The sequence below is a fragment of the Streptomyces sp. AC558_RSS880 genome (assembly GCF_019049255.1).
Taxonomy (GTDB): domain Bacteria; phylum Actinomycetota; class Actinomycetes; order Streptomycetales; family Streptomycetaceae; genus Streptomyces.
Genome location: NZ_JAGMUJ010000016.1, coordinates 81,093 through 99,804, shown reverse-complemented (window position 1 = coordinate 99,804; position 18,712 = coordinate 81,093). Strand labels below are relative to the sequence as shown.

The 18,712-nt window shown below is 72.0% G+C and carries 17 protein-coding genes and 1 pseudogene; 8 read left to right on the top strand and 10 right to left on the bottom strand.

Translation table 11 applies throughout. The annotated features are described in order from the left end of the window. Window positions 1-20: 20 nt before the first annotated feature. A complete protein-coding gene (locus KUM38_RS06865) occupies window positions 21-4,895 on the bottom strand; it encodes an ATP-dependent helicase (protein WP_217128368.1) in 4,875 nt (1,624 codons plus the stop codon). An 85-nt stretch (window positions 4,896-4,980) separates the two neighbouring features. Here KUM38_RS06865 and KUM38_RS06860 point away from each other — a divergent pair, with 85 nt between their 5' ends. From KUM38_RS06860 to KUM38_RS06850, 3 genes are read left to right on the top strand one after another with little or no spacing between them, the layout of a single operon-like run. Beyond that, entirely contained in the window at window positions 4,981-5,979 is a 999-nt protein-coding gene (locus KUM38_RS06860) for an AraC family transcriptional regulator (RefSeq protein WP_254396787.1), read from the top strand. After that, complete coding sequence (locus KUM38_RS06855; protein ID WP_308408915.1) at window positions 5,916-6,596, top strand: AzlC family ABC transporter permease; 681 nt, start codon at window positions 5,916-5,918, stop codon at window positions 6,594-6,596. Before KUM38_RS06860 ends, KUM38_RS06855 begins: the two co-directional genes overlap by 64 nt. Then, complete coding sequence (locus KUM38_RS06850; RefSeq protein WP_217128366.1) at window positions 6,593-6,901, top strand: AzlD domain-containing protein; 309 nt, start codon at window positions 6,593-6,595, stop codon at window positions 6,899-6,901. Before KUM38_RS06855 ends, KUM38_RS06850 begins: the two co-directional genes overlap by 4 nt. Window positions 6,902-6,922: 21 nt before the next feature. Here KUM38_RS06850 and KUM38_RS41620 read toward each other — a convergent pair. Continuing rightward, a pseudogene (locus tag KUM38_RS41620) lies at window positions 6,923-7,468 on the bottom strand (hypothetical protein); the annotation flags it as partial. Window positions 7,469-7,546: 78 nt separating this feature from the next. Here KUM38_RS41620 and KUM38_RS06845 point away from each other — a divergent pair. The 4 genes from KUM38_RS06845 to recX all read left to right on the top strand — a co-directional run bounded on the left by KUM38_RS06845 (window position 7,547) and on the right by recX (window position 11,209). Further along, window positions 7,547-7,741 (top strand): DUF3046 domain-containing protein, encoded by a 195-nt coding sequence (locus tag KUM38_RS06845; RefSeq protein ID WP_217128365.1) that lies wholly within the window; start codon window positions 7,547-7,549, stop codon window positions 7,739-7,741. 58 nt (window positions 7,742-7,799) lie between these two features. After that, on the top strand, window positions 7,800-9,062 hold the full coding sequence (locus KUM38_RS06840) for an AI-2E family transporter (protein ID WP_217128364.1): 1,263 nt from the start codon (window positions 7,800-7,802) through the stop codon (window positions 9,060-9,062). 239 nt (window positions 9,063-9,301) lie between these two features. Further along, complete coding sequence (recA, locus tag KUM38_RS06835) at window positions 9,302-10,420, top strand: recombinase RecA (protein ID WP_217128363.1); 1,119 nt, start codon at window positions 9,302-9,304, stop codon at window positions 10,418-10,420. 3 nt (window positions 10,421-10,423) lie between these two features. Beyond that, window positions 10,424-11,209 carry a recombination regulator RecX gene (gene recX / locus KUM38_RS06830; RefSeq protein WP_217128362.1) on the top strand — a complete coding sequence of 262 codons (786 nt, stop codon included), beginning with the start codon at window positions 10,424-10,426 and terminating at the stop codon, window positions 11,207-11,209. 49 nt (window positions 11,210-11,258) lie between these two features. On the opposite strand, the gene KUM38_RS06825 is transcribed toward recX, so the two are convergent. From KUM38_RS06825 to KUM38_RS06795, 8 genes are all read right to left on the bottom strand, one after another. Next, window positions 11,259-11,681, bottom strand: coding sequence for a rhodanese-like domain-containing protein (locus tag KUM38_RS06825; protein ID WP_217128361.1), 423 nt, complete (start codon window positions 11,679-11,681; stop codon window positions 11,259-11,261). Next, a complete protein-coding gene (locus KUM38_RS06820) occupies window positions 11,678-12,211 on the bottom strand; it encodes a cysteine dioxygenase family protein (protein ID WP_217128360.1) in 534 nt (177 codons plus the stop codon). Before KUM38_RS06820 ends, KUM38_RS06825 begins: the two co-directional genes overlap by 4 nt. 85 nt (window positions 12,212-12,296) lie before the next feature. Next, window positions 12,297-12,344, bottom strand: a complete 48-nt coding sequence (locus KUM38_RS43520) for a hypothetical protein (protein ID WP_309506048.1) — start codon at window positions 12,342-12,344, stop codon at window positions 12,297-12,299. Window positions 12,345-12,469: 125 nt separating this feature from the next. After that, window positions 12,470-14,083, bottom strand: coding sequence for an FAD-dependent monooxygenase (locus KUM38_RS06815; protein WP_217128359.1), 1,614 nt, complete (start codon window positions 14,081-14,083; stop codon window positions 12,470-12,472). 293 nt (window positions 14,084-14,376) lie between these two features. Next, entirely contained in the window at window positions 14,377-15,285 is a 909-nt protein-coding gene (locus KUM38_RS06810) for an amino acid ABC transporter permease (protein ID WP_217128358.1), read from the bottom strand. Continuing rightward, on the bottom strand, window positions 15,282-15,947 hold the full coding sequence (locus KUM38_RS06805) for an amino acid ABC transporter permease (protein WP_217128384.1): 666 nt from the start codon (window positions 15,945-15,947) through the stop codon (window positions 15,282-15,284). The genes KUM38_RS06810 and KUM38_RS06805 overlap by 4 nt, the downstream gene beginning before the upstream one ends. Window positions 15,948-16,031: 84 nt before the next feature. Continuing rightward, window positions 16,032-16,874 (bottom strand): glutamate ABC transporter substrate-binding protein, encoded by an 843-nt coding sequence (locus KUM38_RS06800; RefSeq protein ID WP_217128357.1) that lies wholly within the window; start codon window positions 16,872-16,874, stop codon window positions 16,032-16,034. An 82-nt stretch (window positions 16,875-16,956) separates the two neighbouring features. After that, window positions 16,957-17,733: an amino acid ABC transporter ATP-binding protein gene (locus KUM38_RS06795; RefSeq protein ID WP_217128356.1), complete on the bottom strand. Its 777-nt coding sequence runs from the start codon at window positions 17,731-17,733 to the stop codon at window positions 16,957-16,959. A gap of 285 nt (window positions 17,734-18,018) precedes the next feature. Between KUM38_RS06795 and KUM38_RS06790 the strand changes: the two genes are divergently transcribed. After that, window positions 18,019-18,705: a response regulator transcription factor gene (locus KUM38_RS06790; protein WP_217128355.1), complete on the top strand. Its 687-nt coding sequence runs from the start codon at window positions 18,019-18,021 to the stop codon at window positions 18,703-18,705. Window positions 18,706-18,712 lie beyond the last annotated feature (7 nt).

Genomic DNA, 18,712 nt, shown 5'->3' with positions numbered 1-18,712 from the left:
CCGGGGGTACCGGCTGCGGGTCAGGCGCGCAGGCGCAGACCTCTGGGCGTGGCGACGAAGCCGGCGGTCTCCAGGAGGGTGCCCAGCGGGGACGTCAGCGCCGAGGTCCCGTTGACGCGCTCCACCGTGACCGTGCCGAGGGAGCCCGCGCGGGCGGCCGCGGCGAGGGCCTCGGCGGCGGCCGGGAGGCGCGGATCGTCGGAGGGTTCGGCGTCGGCGTCGGCGGGCCAGGCCAGCAGCGTCTTGCCGCCGCGCTCCATGTAGAGCGTCAGCTCGCCGTCCACCAGCACCACCAGGGAGCCCGCCTTGCGGCCGGGTTTGTGCCCGGCACCGGTCGGCGGCTCGGGCCAGCCCAAGGCGGCACCGTAGGCGTTCGCCGGGTCGGAGGCGGCCAGGACCACGGCGCGTGCGGCGCGGTCCGCACCGGTACGGCGGCCGGCGAAGGGGTCGTACGCGGGACGCCCGCCGTTCTGCCGGGACGGAGGGGACTGCCGCGGGGCCAGGTCGCGCGGGGAGACGTAGTCGCCCGGTGAGAGGCGGGGGTACGGCGGGTCGTCCTGGCCGGGGAAGCCGCCGTGGCCCGGGGCGGTCCCGAAGGGGTCCGGCCCGGTGTCGAAGGGGCCGGGCGTGCCCGGGGCAGGGAGGCCGTCGCCCCGCTCGCGGGCGTTGGCCGCCGCGCGGAGGCGGTCCACGGCTCCGTCCATCGCGAACTGGGCGGCGCCCAGCCCCTCCACCACATAGCCGCGACGTGCCTGCCCCGTCTCCTCGAAGGCGGACAGCACGCGGTACACCGCCGAGAAGCCGCCCTCGACGCCCTCCGCGGAGACGGCGCCCCGGGTCACCAGACCGTGCCGGTCGAGCAGGGTGCGGGCCAGGGCATGGGCGCGGACCGTGGCGTCGGTGTCCCGGTCCGGGAGCAGGGACCAGCGGCCCGCGACGGTCGGTGGGCCGGTGCGGGAGGCGCTGCGGGCGGCCGCCGTGAGTGAGCCGTAGCGTCCGCGCGGGACGGAGCGCTTCGCGCGGTGGGCGGTGGAGCCCGCGGTGCGGCCCGAGCCCAGCAGGGAGCGCAGGGGCGTGAGCGTGTCGTTGGTCAGCCGCCCGGACCAGGCGAGGTCCCACAGGGCGTCGGCCAGCTGGGGATCGGTGGCGTCGGGGTGCGTGGTGGCGCGGACCTGGTCGGCGATCTGACGGAAGAACAGGCCGTAGCCGCCGGAGAGGGTGTCCAGGACGGACCGGTGGAGGGCGGTCGGCTCCAGGGGGTGCGGGGGCGGCAGGAGCAGCGGGGCCGCGTCCGCGAGGTAGAGGGAGACCCAGCCGTCCTTCCCGGGCAGCGAACCGGCACCCGCCCACACCACCTCCCCGGCGGCCGTCAGCTCGTCCAGCATCGCCGGGGAGTAGTCCGTCACCCGGGACGGCAGGATCAGCTTCTCCAGGGCGGACGCGGGCACCGAGGAGCCCTGCAACTGCTCGACGGCGCGCACCAGGCCGTCGATGCCGCGCAGGGAGTGCCCCTTGCCGATGTGCTGCCACTGGGGGAGGAACTGGGCGAGCGCGGGTGGCGGTACCGGCTCCAGTTCGTGCCGCAGCGCGGCCAGGGAGCGGCGGCGCAGCCGGCGCAGTACGGCCGCGTCGCACCACTCCTGTCCGATGCCGGCCGGATGGAACTCGCCCTGGACGACCCGGCCCGCCGCCGAGAGCCGCTGCAGGGCGCCCTCGGTGACCGCCACACCCAGACCGAAACGGGCCGCCGCCGTCGCCGACGTGAACGGGCCGTGGGTGCGCGCGTACCGCGCGAGGAGGTCGCCGAGGGGGTCCTTGACCGGCTCGGTGAACGCCTCCGGCACGCCGACCGGCAGCGCCGTGCCCAGCGCGTCGCGCAGCCGGCCGGCGTCCTCGACCGCCGCCCAGTGGTCGGCGCCGGCCACCCGCACCCGGATGGCGCGCCGCGCGGAGGCGAGTTCCCGCGCCCACTGCGGTTCGGCGCCCCGCTCGGCGAGTTCGGCGTCGGTGAGCGGGCCCAGCAGCCGCAGCAGGTCGGCCACGCCCTCCGCGTCCTTGACGCGCCGGTCCTCGGTGAGCCACTGCAGCTCGCGCTCCAGCTCGGTCAGCACCTCGGCGTCGAGCAGCTCGCGCAGCTCCGCCTGGCCGAGCAGCTCGGCCAGCAGCCGTGAGTCCAGCGAAAGGGCGGCGGCGCGGCGCTCGGCGAGCGGGGAGTCGCCCTCGTACAGGAACTGGGCGACGTATCCGAAGAGGAGGGAGCGGGCGAACGGGGACGGCTCGGGGGTGGTGACCTCGACCAGCCGCACCTTGCGCGCCTCCAGGTCACCCATCAGCTCGACGAGCCCGGGCACGTCGAAGACGTCCTGGAGGCACTCGCGGACGGCTTCGAGGACGATCGGGAACGAGCCGAACTCGCCGGCCACCTGGAGCAGCTGTGAGGCACGCTGGCGCTGCTGCCACAGCGGTGTGCGCCGGCCGGGGTTGCGGCGCGGCAGCAGCAGCGCGCGGGCGGCGCACTCGCGGAACCGGGACGCGAACAGCGCCGAGCCGCCCACCTGGTCGGTGACGACCTGGTCGACCTCGCCCTTGTCGAAGACGACGTCGGCCGCGCCCACGGGGGCCTGGTCCGCGTCGTACTCCGTGCCGGCCTTCACCGGCTCCTGGTCCAGGAGGTCCAGGCCCAGCAGGTCGGCGTCCGGCAGGCGCAGCACGATGCCGTCGTCGGCGTGCATCACCTGGGCGTCCATGCCGTACCGCTCGGAGAGGCGGGCGCCGAGCGCGAGCGCCCACGGTGCGTGCACCTGGGCGCCGAACGGGGAGTGCACGACGACCCGCCAGTCGCCCAGTTCGTCGCGGAAGCGCTCCACGACGATGGTGCGGTCGTCGGGGATGTGGCCGCAGGCCTCGCGCTGTTCGGCGAGGTAGGACAGGACGTTGTCCGCGGCCCAGGCGTCCAGTCCCGCCGCGAGGAGCCGCAGCCGGGCGTCGTCCCCGGACAGCGAGCCCACCTCGCGCAGGAACGCGCCCACCGCGCGGCCGAGCTCCAGCGGCCGGCCCAGCTGGTCGCCCTTCCAGAACGGCAGCCGGCCCGGCACGCCCGGCGCGGGGGAGACCAGCACCCGGTCGCGCGTGATGTCCTCGATGCGCCATGAACTGGTGCCGAGCGTGAAGACGTCGCCCACCCGGGACTCGTAGACCATCTCCTCGTCCAGCTCGCCGACCCGTCCGCCGCCCTTCTTGGGGTCGGCGCCCGCCAGGAACACCCCGAAGAGGCCGCGGTCGGGGATCGTGCCCCCGGAGGTGACGGCCAGGCGCTGGGCGCCGGGGCGGCCGGTGATCTCGCCCGTGACCCGGTCCCACACCACGCGCGGGCGCAGCTCCGCGAAGGCGTCGGACGGGTAGCGGCCGGCGAGCATGTCCAGGACGGCCGTGAAGGCGGACTCGGGCAGGGAGGCGAAGGGCGCCGCGCGGCGGACCACGGCGAGCAGGTCGTCGAGCTGCCAGGTGTCCATGGCCGTCATGGCGACGAGCTGCTGGGCCAGCACGTCCAAGGGGTTCGCGGGGACGCGCAGGGACTCGATGGCGCCCGTGCGCATCCGCTCGGTGACCACGGCGGCCTGCACCAGGTCGCCCCGGTACTTCGGGAACACCACGCCCGTGGAGACCGCGCCCACCTGGTGCCCCGCGCGGCCGACGCGCTGGAGCCCGGAGGCGACGGACGGCGGCGACTCGACCTGGACCACCAGGTCGACGGCGCCCATGTCGATGCCCAGCTCCAGGCTGGAGGTGGCGACCACCGCGGGCAGCCGGCCCGCCTTGAGGTCCTCCTCGACCAGGGAGCGCTGCTCCTTGGACACCGAACCGTGATGGGCGCGCGCGATGACCGCGGGCGCGCCCTGGGCGGACCCGGAGCCGCCCATCAGCTCGGCGGGGGAGTGGTGCTCGTCCAGGGGCTCGCCGGTGGCCCGCTCGTAGGCGATCTCGTTGAGCCGGTTGCACAGCCGCTCCGCGAGGCGGCGGGAGTTCGCGAACACGATCGTCGAGCGGTGCGCCTGCACCAGGTCGGCGATCCGTTCCTCGACGTGCGGCCAGATCGACGGGCGCTCGGCGCCCTCCGAACCGTCGGCGACCGGGGAGCCGCCCAGCTCGCCCAGGTCCTCGACCGGCAGCACCACGGACAGGTCGAACTCCTTGCCCGACTCCGGCTGGACGATCTCCACCTTGCGTCGGGGGGAGAGGAACCGGGCGACCTCGTCGACCGGGCGCACCGTCGCCGAGAGGCCGATGCGGCGGGCCGGACGGGGCAGCAGCTCGTCCAGCCGCTCCAGGGAGAGCGCGAGATGCGCGCCGCGCTTGGTGCCGGCGACCGCGTGCACCTCGTCCAGGATCACCGTCTCCACGCCCGTCAGCGCGTCGCGCGTGGCGGACGTCAGCATCAGGAACAGGGACTCGGGCGTGGTGATCAGGATGTCCGGCGGGCGGGTGGCCAGGGCGCGGCGCTCGGCGGGCGGGGTGTCGCCGGAGCGGATGCCGACCCTCACCTCGGGCTCGGGCAGCCCCAGGCGCACGGACTCCTGGCGGATGCCGGTCAGCGGGCTGCGGAGGTTGCGCTCGACGTCCACGGCCAGGGCCTTCAGCGGTGAGACGTACAGAACCCGGCAGCGCTTCTTGGGGTCGGCGGGCGGCGGCGTCGAGGCCAGCTGGTCCAGGGCGGCGAGGAAGGCGGCCAGGGTCTTCCCGGAACCGGTGGGGGCGACCACCAGCACGTCCGAGCCCTCCCCGATGGCCCGCCACGCCCCGGCCTGGGCGGCGGTGGGCGCGGAGAACGCCCCCGTGAACCAGCCGCGGGTCGCGGGGGAGAAGCCGTCCAGGGCTCGGTGCGGATCGCTGACCATGCGTCCATCGTGCACCCGGCCACTGACAATCGGGCCGAGCCGGGGGACGGACGGGGGCGTTCGGTCACCGCGTGACAATGGCCGTATGGCGGAATCGCGCGAGGAGCGGGCGCGGCACTGGCGGTACGACGAACTGCCCGGTGTCGATCTGCTGCGTGCCCGGTACATACGGAAGACGTTCGTCCGGCACACCCACGAGCACTTCGTGATCGCCGCCATCGCCGACGGGGCGGAGGTCTTCCACCACGGCGGCGGTGACGTGTACGCGGGCGCCGGGTCCCTGGCCCTGGTGAACCCGGACACCCCGCACACCGGCCGGGCGGGCGTTCCCGAGGGGTGGCGGTACGGGGCGGTGTACCCGTCGCCCGAGGTGGTGGCCGCCATCGCCGCCGAGACCACCACGCTGCGCGGCACACCGGGATTCGTGACGCCGGTGCTCGACGACCCGTACACCGTCCACCTGGTGCACCAGGTGCTGCGGGCCACCGACGAGGGCAACGCGCTCGCCGCCGACACCCTGCTCCGCGTGGCGGTGACCCGGCTGCTGCGGCTGAACGGCGGGACGCTGCCGCGACGCGAGGTGCGCACGGCGGGCGCCCGGATCGCGGCACGCGCGCGTGCCGTGCTGGAGGAGCGGATGGCCGATCCGCCGACCCTGGAGCGGCTGGCCGGGGAGCTGGGCACCGGCCCGTTCGCGCTGCTGCGCGCCTTCCGGGACACCTACGGGATGCCGCCGCACACCTGGCTCACCGACGCGCGCGTGCGGCGGGCACGGCGGCTGCTGGACGCGGGGACGGCGCCGTCGGAGGCGGCCGTCGCGGTCGGCTTCACCGACCAGCCGCATCTGAACCGGCACTTCGGCCGGATCGTCGGCGTGCCCCCGGGGGCGTACCAGCGCGAGCGCAAGAACGTACAAGACGCGCGGGGCGGCACGCCCGTACCGTCCGGGGCGTGGCAGTGGAACGGACAGAAGCGCTCGCAGACGTACGGGACGACGGAGGAGGAAAGCCGGACGGTGCCGTGGTACGGGACGCCCTCGGCGTCGGGGTCGCCGTCGGACTCTCCGGGTTCGCCTTCGGTGTGACCTCGGCGGGCAGCGGGCTCACCCTGCTCCAGACCTGTGCGCTCAGCCTCCTGGTGTTCACCGGCGCCTCCCAGTTCGCTCTGGTGGGGGCGTTGGCGGCGGGCGGAGGGCCGTTCACGGCCGCCGCGGGGGCGTTCTTCCTGGGGGTGCGCAACGCGTTCTACGGGCTGCGGCTGTCGCAGCTGCTCGCGCTGCCCCGCGCGGTGCGGCCGTTCGCCGCCCAGTGGGTGATCGACGAGACGACCGCCGTCTCGCTCGCCCAGCCCGGCCGGCGCAGCGCGCGCATCGGGTTCCTGGTGACCGGGCTCAGCCTGTACCTCCTGTGGAACCTCACCACACTGCTCGGCGCGCTGGGTGCCGAGGCCATCGGGGACACCGACGCGTGGGGGCTGGACGCGGCCGGCCCCGCGGTCTTCCTGGCGCTCCTCGCGCCGATGCTGCGCACCGGCACCGAGCGGACCGTCGCAGGGCTCGCCGTTCTCCTGGGGCTGGGCCTGCTGCCCGTGCTGCCGGCCGGTGTGCCGGTCCTGGTGGCCGCGCTCGCGGCACCGGCCGTCCTGTGGGCGCGGGGCAGGAAGAGCGCCTCGCGCGGTGACACGACGGAGGGGGACCGTTGAACATCTGGATCGCGATCGGTGTGACCGCCGTCGGCTGCTACGCCGTCAAGCTCGCGGGGTTGCTGGTGCCCGCCGGGGTCCTCGAACGGCCCCTCGTCAGGCGTCTCGCCGCGCTCCTTCCGGTCGCCCTGCTCGCCGCACTGACCGCCCAGCAGACCTTCTCCGACGGCCAGGCCCTGGCCTTCGACGCACGGGCGGCGGGCGTGGCGGCTGCCGCCGTGGCGCTGGTTCTGCGCGCTCCGTTCCTGGTCGTTGTCGGAGCCGCGGTTGTGGTGACGGCGGGAGTGCGGGCGCTGGGCGGGTGAGGCGGTGGGCATGGTGCCCAGGGGGTGGGACTTCTCCAGCGACTCCGCGGCCTGCCGGCAGAAGTCGGTCGCACGGAACAGCCACGCGTGCCACGCCTCGTTGCGGTGCGGCAGGCCCACCGCCGGTCCGGTGGCCGACAGTTCGCCGGGCGGGTCGTCCACGACCGGCACGAAGGGTGCCGCCGGGTAACCGCGCTGACCGGGATGGATCCCCGGAAGAGCACCGTCCGCGGTGGGGACGGACGTCGGGTAGCGGCACACGTCCTCCGCGCGGCGGCCGCCGCGACGCCCCACGGCGTCCAGCACGCGCAGGGCGCGGACGGTGTGCAGCGGCTGGCTGACCGGACCCCGCAGATCGGGTTCCAGCGCGTGGCCGTAACCGCCGTCGACGTTGCGGTAGGCGTCCAGCGCCGCCTTCACCGGACCGGCGCCGCCGTTGCGGAAGTGGTGGGCGAAGAGGTGCTGTTCGAGCACCCGCGCGGTGAGCCGGACGAACCGCTCCGCCCACGCGAGCGGGCCCTGCGGCAGGGATGCCGGGGGCGGTGGGGCGGCTCCGGTGTCGGCCATGGGTCCGACCGTAGGCGGAAAGCGGCACCGGCAGGCGGCCCGGCCCGGGGGCACTCCCGCAGGCGGGATACTGGGCGCATGCGGTTGACGGTTTTCTGGGAGCGGATGGCGGAGCACTTCGGTGCGGGCTATGCCGACACCTTCGCGCGTGACCATGTGATGTCCGAGCTCGGCGGGCGCACCGTGCACGAGGCGCTGGCGGCCGGCTGGAACGCCAAGGACGTCTGGCAGGTGGTCTGCACGGTCATGAACGTCCCCGCGGAGAAGCGCTGATCGTCACAGAGACCGCCGGCGGCGCATGGCTGCCGCCGGCGTGGGCGAGACTTGGTCCGTGGCATCCACTGACGAGACCGGGCAGGCAGCCCGGCAGCCCACCACGCCCGGCGCGCAGCCGCCCGCCGGGCCTCCGGTGGCCCCCATATCCGCGCCGGGCGCCCGCATGCCGCGCTGGCTGCCGCGCGCCATGGTGCTCGCCCTCGCGCTGTTCGCCGTGTTTCAGCTGGGCAGCTGGGCCTTCCACCAGCTCATCGGCCTGCTGATCAACATCCTCATCGCGTTCTTCCTGGCGCTCGCCGTCGAGCCCGCGGTGAGCTGGATGGCCGCGCGCGGGGTGCGCCGGGGTCTGGGCACCTTCCTCGTCTTCCTGGGCGTGCTGGTCGCGGCGGCGGGCTTCGTCACGCTGCTCGGGTCCATGCTGGCGGGACAGATCATCAAGATCGTCGAGGATTTCCCGGACTACCTCGACTCCGTGATCAACTGGATCAACACGCACTTCCACACCGAGCTGCGGCGCGTGGACATCCAGGAGGGCCTGCTGCGCTCCGACTGGCTGCGCAACTACGTCCAGAACAGCGCCACCGGTGTCCTGGACGTCTCCGCGCAGGTCCTCGGCGGTCTCTTCCAGTTGCTGACCGTCGGTCTGTTCTCGTTCTACTTCGCCGCCGACGGCCCGCGGCTGCGGCGCACCGTCTGCTCCCTGCTGCCGCCCGCCCGGCAGGCCGAGGTGTTGCGCGCGTGGGAGATCGCCGTGAACAAGACGGGCGGCTACCTCTACTCGCGCGGACTGATGGCACTGGCCTCCGGCCTGGCGCACTACGTCCTGCTGGAGTTCCTCGAGGTGCCCTACGCGCCCGTCCTCGCCGTGTGGGTGGGTCTGGTGTCGCAGTTCATCCCCACCATCGGCACCTATCTCGCGGGTGCCCTGCCCATGCTGATCGCCTTCACGGTCGATCCCTGGTACGCGCTGTGGGTGCTGATCTTCGTGGTGATCTACCAGCAGTTCGAGAACTACGTGCTGCAGCCCAAGCTGACCTCCAAGACCGTCGACATCCACCCGGCGGTCGCCTTCGGCTCGGTCGTCGCGGGCACCGCCCTGCTCGGTGCCGTCGGCGCACTGATCGCCATCCCCGCCGTCGCCACCCTCCAGGCGTTCCTGGGTGCGTACGTGCGGCGGTACGACGTCACGGACGACCCCCGTGTGCTCGGCCACCGCGGCCCCGGCGGGCCGGGCGCGCTCACCCGCCTCCGTCGTCTGCGGGTCCGCCGGGCGGACGCGGCGCGGGCCCACGGCGGAGACACCGGGGCGGCCTCCTGAGGGCGGCCGTCCACGCGACACACAGGACTGTGGTGCCGTGTGATGCGCTTGACACAAAAATCGAACATCCATTCTCATGGAAGTGCCGGTGAGGCTCAACGGCGGGTGCTATGTCCTGATTCGAGCGAGAATGCACCCCCGTTATCCACAGGCCGGACGTGCGTCGGGGCGCGTTGTCAGTGGCAGGCGTTAGCGTCTTTGACGTGAAGCGATCGAATCAAGCAAATCGGGTGGAACCCATGGCAGGAACCGACCGCGAGAAGGCGCTCGACGCCGCGCTCGCACAGATTGAACGGCAATTCGGCAAGGGCGCGGTCATGCGCATGGGTGACCGGACGAACGAGCCCATCGAGGTCATCCCGACCGGGTCGACCGCGCTCGACGTGGCCCTCGGCGTCGGCGGCCTGCCGCGCGGCCGTGTGGTGGAGATCTACGGACCGGAGTCCTCCGGCAAGACGACCCTGACCCTGCACGCGGTGGCGAACGCGCAGAAGGCCGGCGGCCAGGTCGCCTTCGTGGACGCGGAGCACGCCCTCGACCCCGAGTACGCGAAGAAGCTCGGCGTCGACATCGACAACCTGATCCTGTCCCAGCCGGACAACGGTGAGCAGGCCCTGGAGATCGTGGACATGCTGGTCCGCTCCGGCGCCCTCGACCTCATCGTCATCGACTCCGTCGCCGCGCTCGTCCCGCGCGCGGAGATCGAGGGCGAGATGGGCGACAGCCACGTGGGTCTGCAGGCCCGCCTGATGAGCCAGGCCCTGCGGAAGATCACCAGCGCCCTCAACCAGTCCAAGACCACCGCGATCTTCATCAACCAGCTCCGCGAGAAGATCGGCGTGATGTTCGGCTCCCCGGAGACCACGACCGGTGGCCGCGCGCTGAAGTTCTACGCCTCGGTGCGTATCGACATCCGTCGCATCGAGACCCTGAAGGACGGCACCGAGGCGGTCGGCAACCGCACCCGCTGCAAGGTCGTCAAGAACAAGGTGGCGCCGCCCTTCAAGCAGGCCGAGTTCGACATCCTCTACGGCCAGGGCATCAGCCGCGAGGGCGGCCTGATCGACATGGGCGTGGAGCACGGCTTCGTCCGCAAGGCCGGCGCCTGGTACACGTACGAGGGCGACCAGCTCGGCCAGGGCAAGGAGAACGCCCGCAACTTCCTGAAGGACAACCCCGACCTCGCCAACGAGATCGAGAAGAAGATCCTGACGAAGCTGGGCGTCGGCGTACGGCCCGAGGAGCCCGCCGCCGAGCCGGGCGCGGACGCCACGAGCACCGCTCCGGCCGAGCCGGCCGCCGTACCGGCCCCGGCGGCCAAGGCATCCAAGGCCAAGGCCGCGGCGGCCAAGAGCTGACCCGTGACGCGACGAACCGACTGGGCCGAGTACGAGCTCGCCGCCTCCGGTGCCCCACGGGGGAGGGGCACCGAGGGCGGCGACGGCTCAGCCGTGGACGGTGACGCGGGATACGGCGACATCACCGGCGGGGGCGGCCCCCGCGGCGGGGGTGGCGTACGGGCGGGCGGCCCGCGTGACGGCGGGCCGCGCGGTGGACGCGGGCGCAGACGCCGGACCTTCGGCGAGGCGGCCGCGGAGGACGGGGGCGCCTCCTCCTCGTCGAGGGCCGAACGGGAGGAACCTCCGGCGGACCCGGTCGAGCGGGCGCGGGCGATCTGCCTGCGCCTGCTCACCGGGACCCCGCGCACCCGGAAGCAGCTCGCCGACGCCCTGCGCAAGCGGGAGATCCCGGACGAGGCCGCCGAGGAGGTGCTGTCCCGGTTCGAGGAGGTCGGACTGATCAACGACAGTGCCTTCGCGGACGCCTGGGTGGAGTCCCGGCACCACGGCCGGGGACTCGCCCGGCGCGCGCTCGCCCAGGAGCTGCGTACCAAAGGGGTCGACCCCACGTTGATCGACGCGGCCGTCTCCCAGCTCGACTCCGAACAGGAGGAGGTGACCGCCCGGGAGCTGGTCGCCCGCAAGCTGCGCGCCACCCGCGGACTCGACCGCGACAAGCGGCTCCGCCGCCTCGCCGGCATGCTCGCCCGCAAGGGCTACCCCGAGGGCCTCGCCCTGCGCGTCGTCCGGCAGGCGCTGGAGGAGGAGGGCGAGGACACGGAGTTCCTCGGTGGCGAGGGGCTCTGAGACGGCACGGAGCGCGGTGACACGGCACCGGCCGCTTTCCGCGCGACGCCTACGCGGGCGGTGCGGGCACCACCGGCAGGCCCGCTGCCCGCCAGGCCTGGAAGCCGCCGGTCAGGTCTGTGGCCCGGTGCAGGCCCAGGCGGTGCAGTGACTCCGCGGCGAGGCTGGAGGCGTAGCCCTCGTTGCAGATCACCACGACACGCAGGTCGTGGCTCGTGGCCTCCGGAAGGCGGTGGCTGCCCCGTGGGTCCAGGCGCCACTCCAGTTCGTTGCGCTCGACGACGAGGGCCCCGGGGATGAGCCCGTCCCGTTCCCGCAGCGCGGCGTAGCGGATGTCCACCAACAGCGCCTCACCGGTCCGTGCGGCCTCGTACGCGCCCCGGGGGCCGACGCGCTCGTAACCGGCGCGCACCCGTTCCAACAGCTCGTCGATGCCCACGGCACCACCGGCCGGTTCGTTGGTCCCGCTCACTGCCAGTCCTCCGGGCGTTCGACCTGCTCCAGACGGAGAATCCGGCCGCTGCGGCTGTAGCGGCGGATCCGCGGCAACGGCGGATAGTAGGCGTGTACGGAGACCGCGTGCCGGTCCGGGGACTCGTTGAGCACCTCATGGACGTGATGCCGGCCGAAGGCACGCCCCTGCCCGGACCCCAGCCGCCGCTCCCGGTCCACACCGTCCGTGAGTTCCAGGGTCGTCCAGCCGTCGGTGGGCAGCCGTACGGCGAGCGCGTTCTCCTTCAGCTCGCCCGACGCGGTCATGAAGGCACCGACGGAGTCGGCGTGGTCGTGCCAGCCGGTGCCGGTGCCGGGCGGCCAGCCGATCAGCCAGGCCTCGCTGCCACCGGGCCCGTCGAGCCGCACCCAGGTGCGCCCCTCGGGATCGAGCGGAAGGGAGGCGATCAGTCCGGCGTCGGCGACGGTACGCCGTACGAAGTCGAGGAGGTCCGCCTGCGTGGGTGCGGAGACGGGAGCCGGAACGGGGGAGGAGACAGACACGTGCACCGTCCTGGAAGAAGGTTCGCGGAAACGCGCGGCAACGGCGTACGGGACGACGAACGGCGCGCGGGGAGGAAGGGAGAGACGCGAATCAACAGGACGGGCGACACACGCAGCCCGCATAGCGGACGAGGTCCATATGGACCCTCCGCCACAGGTGCACGCAGGTGTCGGTCACGAGCGGAGTACACCACGGGGCCGCACACCGATTCAACTCCTGGTCACCCTGCGGACCGCAGGGTGACGACGACTCGGCCGGGACCCTCAGCGCGACCCGGCCCCCGCGTCGGCCCTGGCCTCAGCCTCCGCCGCGGCGGGCCCGCCGACCGCCGCTTCCGCCGCCGCGTACAGATCCGCCGGCCGGACCCCGCTCAGCGCCGTCACCAGATGACCGTCGGGGCGCACCAGCAGCACCGTGTGGGCCGCTGCTCCCGGGTAGCTCTCGGCGACCAGCAGTTCGGCCCGGTGCGGCAGCGCCGAGACGGCCGCCGCCAGCCGGGGCATGATCCCGGCGGACACCCAGTGACGGCGCTCCCACACCCCCGTACCGGGCGCGATCAGCACCACCAGCAGCGCACCCCGGCCGAGCCGGTCCCACAGCCGGACGAAGGCGCCGTCCTCCGCCGTGACCCGTACGTCCGTCACCGCCGAACCGGGAGCCGTTCCGATGGGCACCTCGCCCTCGAGGCGGCCGGGAGCGAGCGGTGAGTCGGCGTACGTCCCCGGCGCACCCAGCGTGCCCCGCCCCAGATGACCGTCCATCAGCAGTGTGTCGTGCCCCCGCGCGGACCCGGGAACGTAGGAGCGCAGCCCTCCGCCGCCGCGCACCAGCGGCAGCGCCTGGTCGGCGGCGCGCAGCCGGGCGGCGACGATCGCCCGGCGCTCGGTCTGGTAGCTGTCGAGCAGCGCCTCGTGCGGACCGTGGTGCCAGGCCAGCGCCAGCTTCCAGGCGAGGTTGTCGGCGTCGCGGAGCCCTTCCTCCAGCCCGTGCGTGCCCAGCGCGCCGAGCAGGTGGGCCGCGTCCCCGGCGAGGAACACCCGGTCGGCCCGCCAGCGCCGGGCCAGCCGGTGGTGGACGGTGTGCACCCCGGTGTCCAGCAGGTCGTACGGCGGGGTCGGACCGTCGGTCCAGCCGGCCAGGGTCTCCCGGACCCGGCTCAGCAGCAGTTCGGGCGTGACCAGGTCCTTGCCCGGCGGCAGCAGCCAGTCCAGGCGCCACACCCCGTCCGGCAGCGGGCGCGCGGTGATCTCCCCGGCCGAGGGGCCGGAGGTGCGCCACGGTGGCGTGCGGTGCAGCAGCGCCTCGTCGTACCAGGGAAGTTCGGTGCGCAGGGCGGCCACGGCGTGACGTTCCACCGCGGTGCGGCCGGGGAAACGGATGTCCTGGAGCTTGCGCACGGTCGAGCGCGGGCCGTCGCAGCCGACCAGGTAACTGCCGCGCCACCAGGTGCCGGCGGCGCCGCGGGTGTGGGCGGTGACGCCCGAGGGCTCCTGCTCCATGGTGTCCAGCCGGCTGTCCACGACGACCTTGGCGAGCCGTTCACCGGCGAGGGCCGCACGCAGGGCACCTGTCAGGACGTGCTGGGCGATGTGCAGGGGCGCGGGATCGGTGTCGCCGAAGGCGACCTCGGCCGTCACCTGCTTGCGCCGCATCGACCGCCATCCGGCCCATCGGACACCGGCGTGTGCGAGCGGCATTCCGGTCAGTCGTTCCATGAACGCGGCGGTTTCCTCGCGCAGGACGACCGTGCGCGCCGGACGGGGTTCGTCCTTGCCCGGTCCTTCGTCGAGGACCACGCACGGCACGTCCTGGCGTGCCAGCGCCAGCGCGAGGGTGAGCCCGACGGGCCCCGCTCCGACGATGATCACCGGGTCCACGGCGCGGCGCCCCCTGCTCGAAGTGACGCCCGAAGGGACGTGGAGGAACAGGAAGATGGAGCAGGGTGCACGATCACAGAACGTATGCAACCTATTGCCGGTGCTTGCGTCAAGTGACCGAAGGACAGTGGCGATCATGAAGTGGGGCGGGGCTCGTCACATTACTTGACTGTTCATCACACGAGTCCGGGGCGCACCGCTCCTCCGTACCGCTGAGGTCGGCCGGCAACGCGACATGACTGTGGCCCGCCGGGAAGCGGCGGGCCACAGTCATGCCGTGTGTCAGGCGTGCGTCACTTCTCCGCGCCGGTCTTGTACACGTTCCCGACCTCGGCCGCGTTGAGGTCGTCCACTTCCTGCGCGCCGACGACCGCGCCCGTGCTCTTCTTGCTGCGCCTGAGCCTCGCCTCCAGCCAGCCGGCGAAGGTCGTCAGGGCGAAGTTGAGCGCGATGAAGATGACGGCCACGACCGTGAAGCTGGCGATGACGTTGGCGCCGTAGTAGCCGCTCATCGTGTTGGCCGAGGCGAGCAGCTCGGGGAAGGTGAGGACGGCGCCGCCGAGGGCGGTGTCCTTCACGATCACGACGAGCTGGCTGACGATGGCCGGAAGCATGGCGGTGACCGCCTGCGGCAGCAGGATCCCCCGCATCAGCTGGCCCTTGCGCAGCCCGATCGCCATGGCCGCCTCGGACTGCCCCTTGGGCAGGGACAGGATGCCGGCGCGCACGATCTCCGCGAGGACGGAGGCGTTGTAGAGCACCAGACCCGTGACGACCGCGTACAGCGGGCGGTCGTCGGAGCTGACGTCGGTGTACTCGGCGAACAGGGCGAGGCCGAAGATCATCAGGACCAGGACGGGGATGGCCCGGAAGAACTCGACCACGATTCCGGCCGGTACGCGGATCCATGCGTGGTCGGACAGCCGGGCGATGCCGAGGGCCGCGCCGAGCGGCATCGCGATGAGGACCGCGAGCACGGCCGCCTTCAGCGTGTTCTGCAGACCCGGCCAGATATACGTGGACCAGGCTTCGGTGCCGGTGAAGAACGGTTCCCACAGGGACCATTCCAGCTGGCCCTTGTCGTCGAGAGTGCTGAACACCCACCACAGCAGGGCGGCGAGGGCGGCCAGGAAGACCACCGTGAAGATGATGTTCCGCCGCTTGGCGCGAGGCCCCTGGGCGTCGTAGAGAACGGAGCTCATCGCTTCACCGCCACCTTCTTGCCCACCCAGCCGAGGATCAGGCCGGTCGGCAGCGTCAGAACCACGAAACCGAATGCGATGACCGCGGAGATCAGCAGCAGTTGCGCCTCGTTCTCGATCATCTCCTTCATCAGCAGGGCGGTCTCCGCGACACCGATGGCGGCGGCCACCGTGGTGTTCTTGATGAGCGCGATGAGCACGTTCGCCAGCGGCCCGACTGACGAGCGGAACGCCTGGGGCAGCACCACCAGGCCCAGCACCTGGTTGAAGCTGAGACCGAGCGCGCGGGCGGCCTCCGCCTGGCCGACCGGCACCGTGTTGATGCCGGAGCGCAGCGCCTCGCACACGAAGGCCGCGGTGTAGAGGATCAGACCGAGGACGGCGAGCCGGAAGTTGATCGTCTCGAAGTCGTCCGCGCCGAGACTGACGCCCAGCGTCTGGTTCAGACCCAGCGACGTGAACAGGATGATGACGGTCAGCGGGATGTTCCGCACGATGTTCACGTACGCGGTCCCGAAACCGCGCATCAACGGCACCGGGCCGACGCGCATGGCGGCCAGCAAAGTGCCCCAGATCAGGGAGCCGACGGCGGAGAGCACAGCGAGCTGCACCGTCGTCCAGAAAGCCCCCAACAGGTCGTAATCTTCAAGAAAGTCGAACACGATCTCCCGCGCTTCCGCGTGTAGGGATGCCCGCCCCGGTGCGCCGCCCCGCATCCGGGACGGCGCACCCTGTCAGGCGTTGCCTCAGCTCTTGATGTCGCCGATCTTCGGCGCGGGCTCGTTCTTGTAGTTGGCCGGGCCGAAGTTGTCCTTGACGGCCTTGTCCCAGGACTTGTCGGCGACCATCTCCTCGAGGGCCTTGTTGATCTTGTCCTTGAGGTCGCTGCCCTTCTTGACGCCGATGCCGTAGTTCTCGTTGGTCAGCTTGAAGCCGCCGAGCTTGAACTTGCCCTTGAACTGCGACTGGGCGGCGTAACCGGCGAGGATGGAGTCGTCGGTGGTCAGCGCGTCGACGGCACCGTTCTGCAGACCGGGCAGGCAGGCGGAGTACGTCGGGTACGGCTGCAGTTGCGCCTTGGGGGCCAGCTTGTCCTTGACGTTCTGCGCCGAGGTCGAGCCGGTGACCGAGCAGAGCTTGGCGTCGTTCAGGTCCTCCGGCGACTTGATCTTGTCGTCATCGGCACGAATCAGCACATCCTGGTGGGCGAGCAGGTACGGGCCGGCGAAGTCGACCTTCTCCTGGCGCTCCGGGGTGATCGAGTAGGTGGCGGCGATGAAGTCGACGTCACCGCGCTGCAGCATGGTCTCGCGGTCGGCGCTCTTCGACTCCTTCCACTCGATCTGGTCCTCGTCGTAGCCGAGCTTCTTGGCGACGTACGTGGCGACGTCCACGTCGAAGCCCGCATAGCCCTGCGGGGTCTTCTGGCCGAGACCCGGCTGGTCGAACTTGATACCGATGGTGATCTTGTCGCCGCCCCCGGATCCGGAGTCGCCCTTGTCACCGCTGTCGTCGCCCCCACAGGCGGTAGCGGTCAGGGCGAGAGCGAACACGACGGCCGAGGCGGCGGTGACCTTGCGGAGCTTCATGGTGCACATCCTTTGACTCTGGTGAAGTGATGCGGCCCGGGCGGTGTCCGGTGACGCAGGTCGTCAGGGCGCGAGGCGCGCCTCAGTGGTGAAGGATCTTCGACAGGAAGTCCTTGGCGCGGTCGCTGCGCGGATTGCTGAAGAACTGGTCCGGCGAAGCCTGTTCGACGATGCGACCGTCCGCCATGAACACCACGCGATTTGCCGCCGAACGGGCGAATCCCATCTCGTGGGTGACGACGATCATGGTCATGCCGTCCCGGGCGAGCTGCTGCATGACCTCCAGCACCTCGTTGATCATCTCCGGGTCGAGAGCCGACGTCGGCTCGTCGAAGAGCATGACCTTGGGTTCCATCGCCAGGGCCCGCGCGATGGCGACACGCTGCTGCTGACCACCGGAGAGCTGTGCGGGGTACTTCTCGGCCTGCGCGCCCACGCCGACCCGGTCGAGCAGGGCACGGGCCCGCTCCTCGGCCGCCTTCTTGTCCTTCTTGCGGACCTTGACCTGGCCCAGCGTCACGTTCTCGAGCACGGTCTTGTGCGCGAAGAGGTTGAAGGACTGGAAGACCATGCCCACGTCGGCCCGCAGCCGGGCGAGCTCCTTGCCCTCGTGGGGCAGGGGCTTGCCGTCGATCGAGATCGACCCGGAGTCGATCGTCTCCAGACGGTTGATGGTGCGGCACAGGGTGGACTTCCCGGACCCGGAGGGTCCGATGACCACGACGACTTCGCCACGGGCGATCGTCAGGTCGATGTCCTGGAGTACGTGCAACGCGCCGAAGTGCTTGTTGACGCTCTTCAGGACGACCAGATCGCCGGTCGCGGCCACATCTTCCTTGGCCACCGATACTTCGGTCATCGCTCTCAGGCTCCGTCCTCCTCGGTTTCGGAGGACAGTAGTAACCCGTCAGACCTGCGTCATTACATCTGAGGGGAATCTGAGCATCACGATCCGATAGCAATCGGACACCTGTCGTAGCACTTGTGAGCAGGGCTGATTTCGGCCGGGTAACGGTACGAAAGAGCAACCGGAACCCTCTTGACGCCGTCCTCGTTCATCAGCGTCACTGCAAGGTGCACGCGCGCGTGCACGCGTTTTTGTACACAAGGAGAGCGTACGGCCGATGAACCGAAGGGGGCCCTGGTGAGACTGCTTCTCGTCGAGGACGACAACCACGTCGCCGCCGCCCTGTCGGCGGTCCTGGCGCGGCACGGATTCGACGTCACCCACGCGCGCAGCGGCGAGGAGGCGCTCCAGGCGCTCGTCCCCGAGGGCAACGGCTTCGGCGTCGTCCTGCTCGACCTGGGGCTGCCCGACCAGGACGGCTACGAGGTCTGCGGCAAGATCCGCAAGCGCACCAGCACGCCGGTGATCATGGTCACCGCGCGGTCCGACGTGCGCTCGCGCATCCACGGCCTCAATCTCGGCGCCGACGACTACGTGGTCAAGCCGTACGACACGGGGGAGCTCCTCGCGCGGATCCACGCCGTCAGCCGGCGCACCGTCCACGAGGAGGCCATGGGGAGTACGGAGACCGAGCTGCGGCTCGGCCCGGTCCGCATCGAGCTGCCGACCCGCCAGGTCAGCGTGAACGGTTCGGTCGTCCAGCTGACCCGCAAGGAGTTCGATCTGCTCGCCCTGCTCGCCCAGCGGCCGGGGGTCGTCTTCCGCCGGGAACAGATCATCAGCGAGGTGTGGCGCACCAGCTGGGAGGGGACCGGGCGCACCCTGGAGGTGCACGTCGCCTCCCTGCGGGCCAAGCTCCGCATGCCCGCCCTCATCGAGACCGTGCGCGGCGTCGGCTACCGGCTCGTCGCGCCCGCGGCGTAGCGGGGCC

Excerpts from the sequence above, each read along its gene's own strand:
- KUM38_RS06865 (WP_217128368.1), bottom strand. The coding sequence starts at position 4,895 with ATGGTCAGCGATCCGCACCGAGCCCTGGACGGCTTCTCCCCCGCGACC.
- KUM38_RS06860 (WP_254396787.1), top strand. The coding sequence starts at position 4,981 with ATGGCGGAATCGCGCGAGGAGCGGGCGCGGCACTGGCGGTACGACGAA.
- KUM38_RS06845 (WP_217128365.1), top strand. The coding sequence starts at position 7,547 with ATGCGGTTGACGGTTTTCTGGGAGCGGATGGCGGAGCACTTCGGTGCG.
- recA (WP_217128363.1), top strand. The coding sequence starts at position 9,302 with ATGGCAGGAACCGACCGCGAGAAGGCGCTCGACGCCGCGCTCGCACAG.
- KUM38_RS06810 (WP_217128358.1), bottom strand. The coding sequence starts at position 15,285 with ATGAGCTCCGTTCTCTACGACGCCCAGGGGCCTCGCGCCAAGCGGCGG.
- KUM38_RS06800 (WP_217128357.1), bottom strand. The coding sequence starts at position 16,874 with ATGAAGCTCCGCAAGGTCACCGCCGCCTCGGCCGTCGTGTTCGCTCTC.
- KUM38_RS06795 (WP_217128356.1), bottom strand. The coding sequence starts at position 17,733 with ATGACCGAAGTATCGGTGGCCAAGGAAGATGTGGCCGCGACCGGCGAT.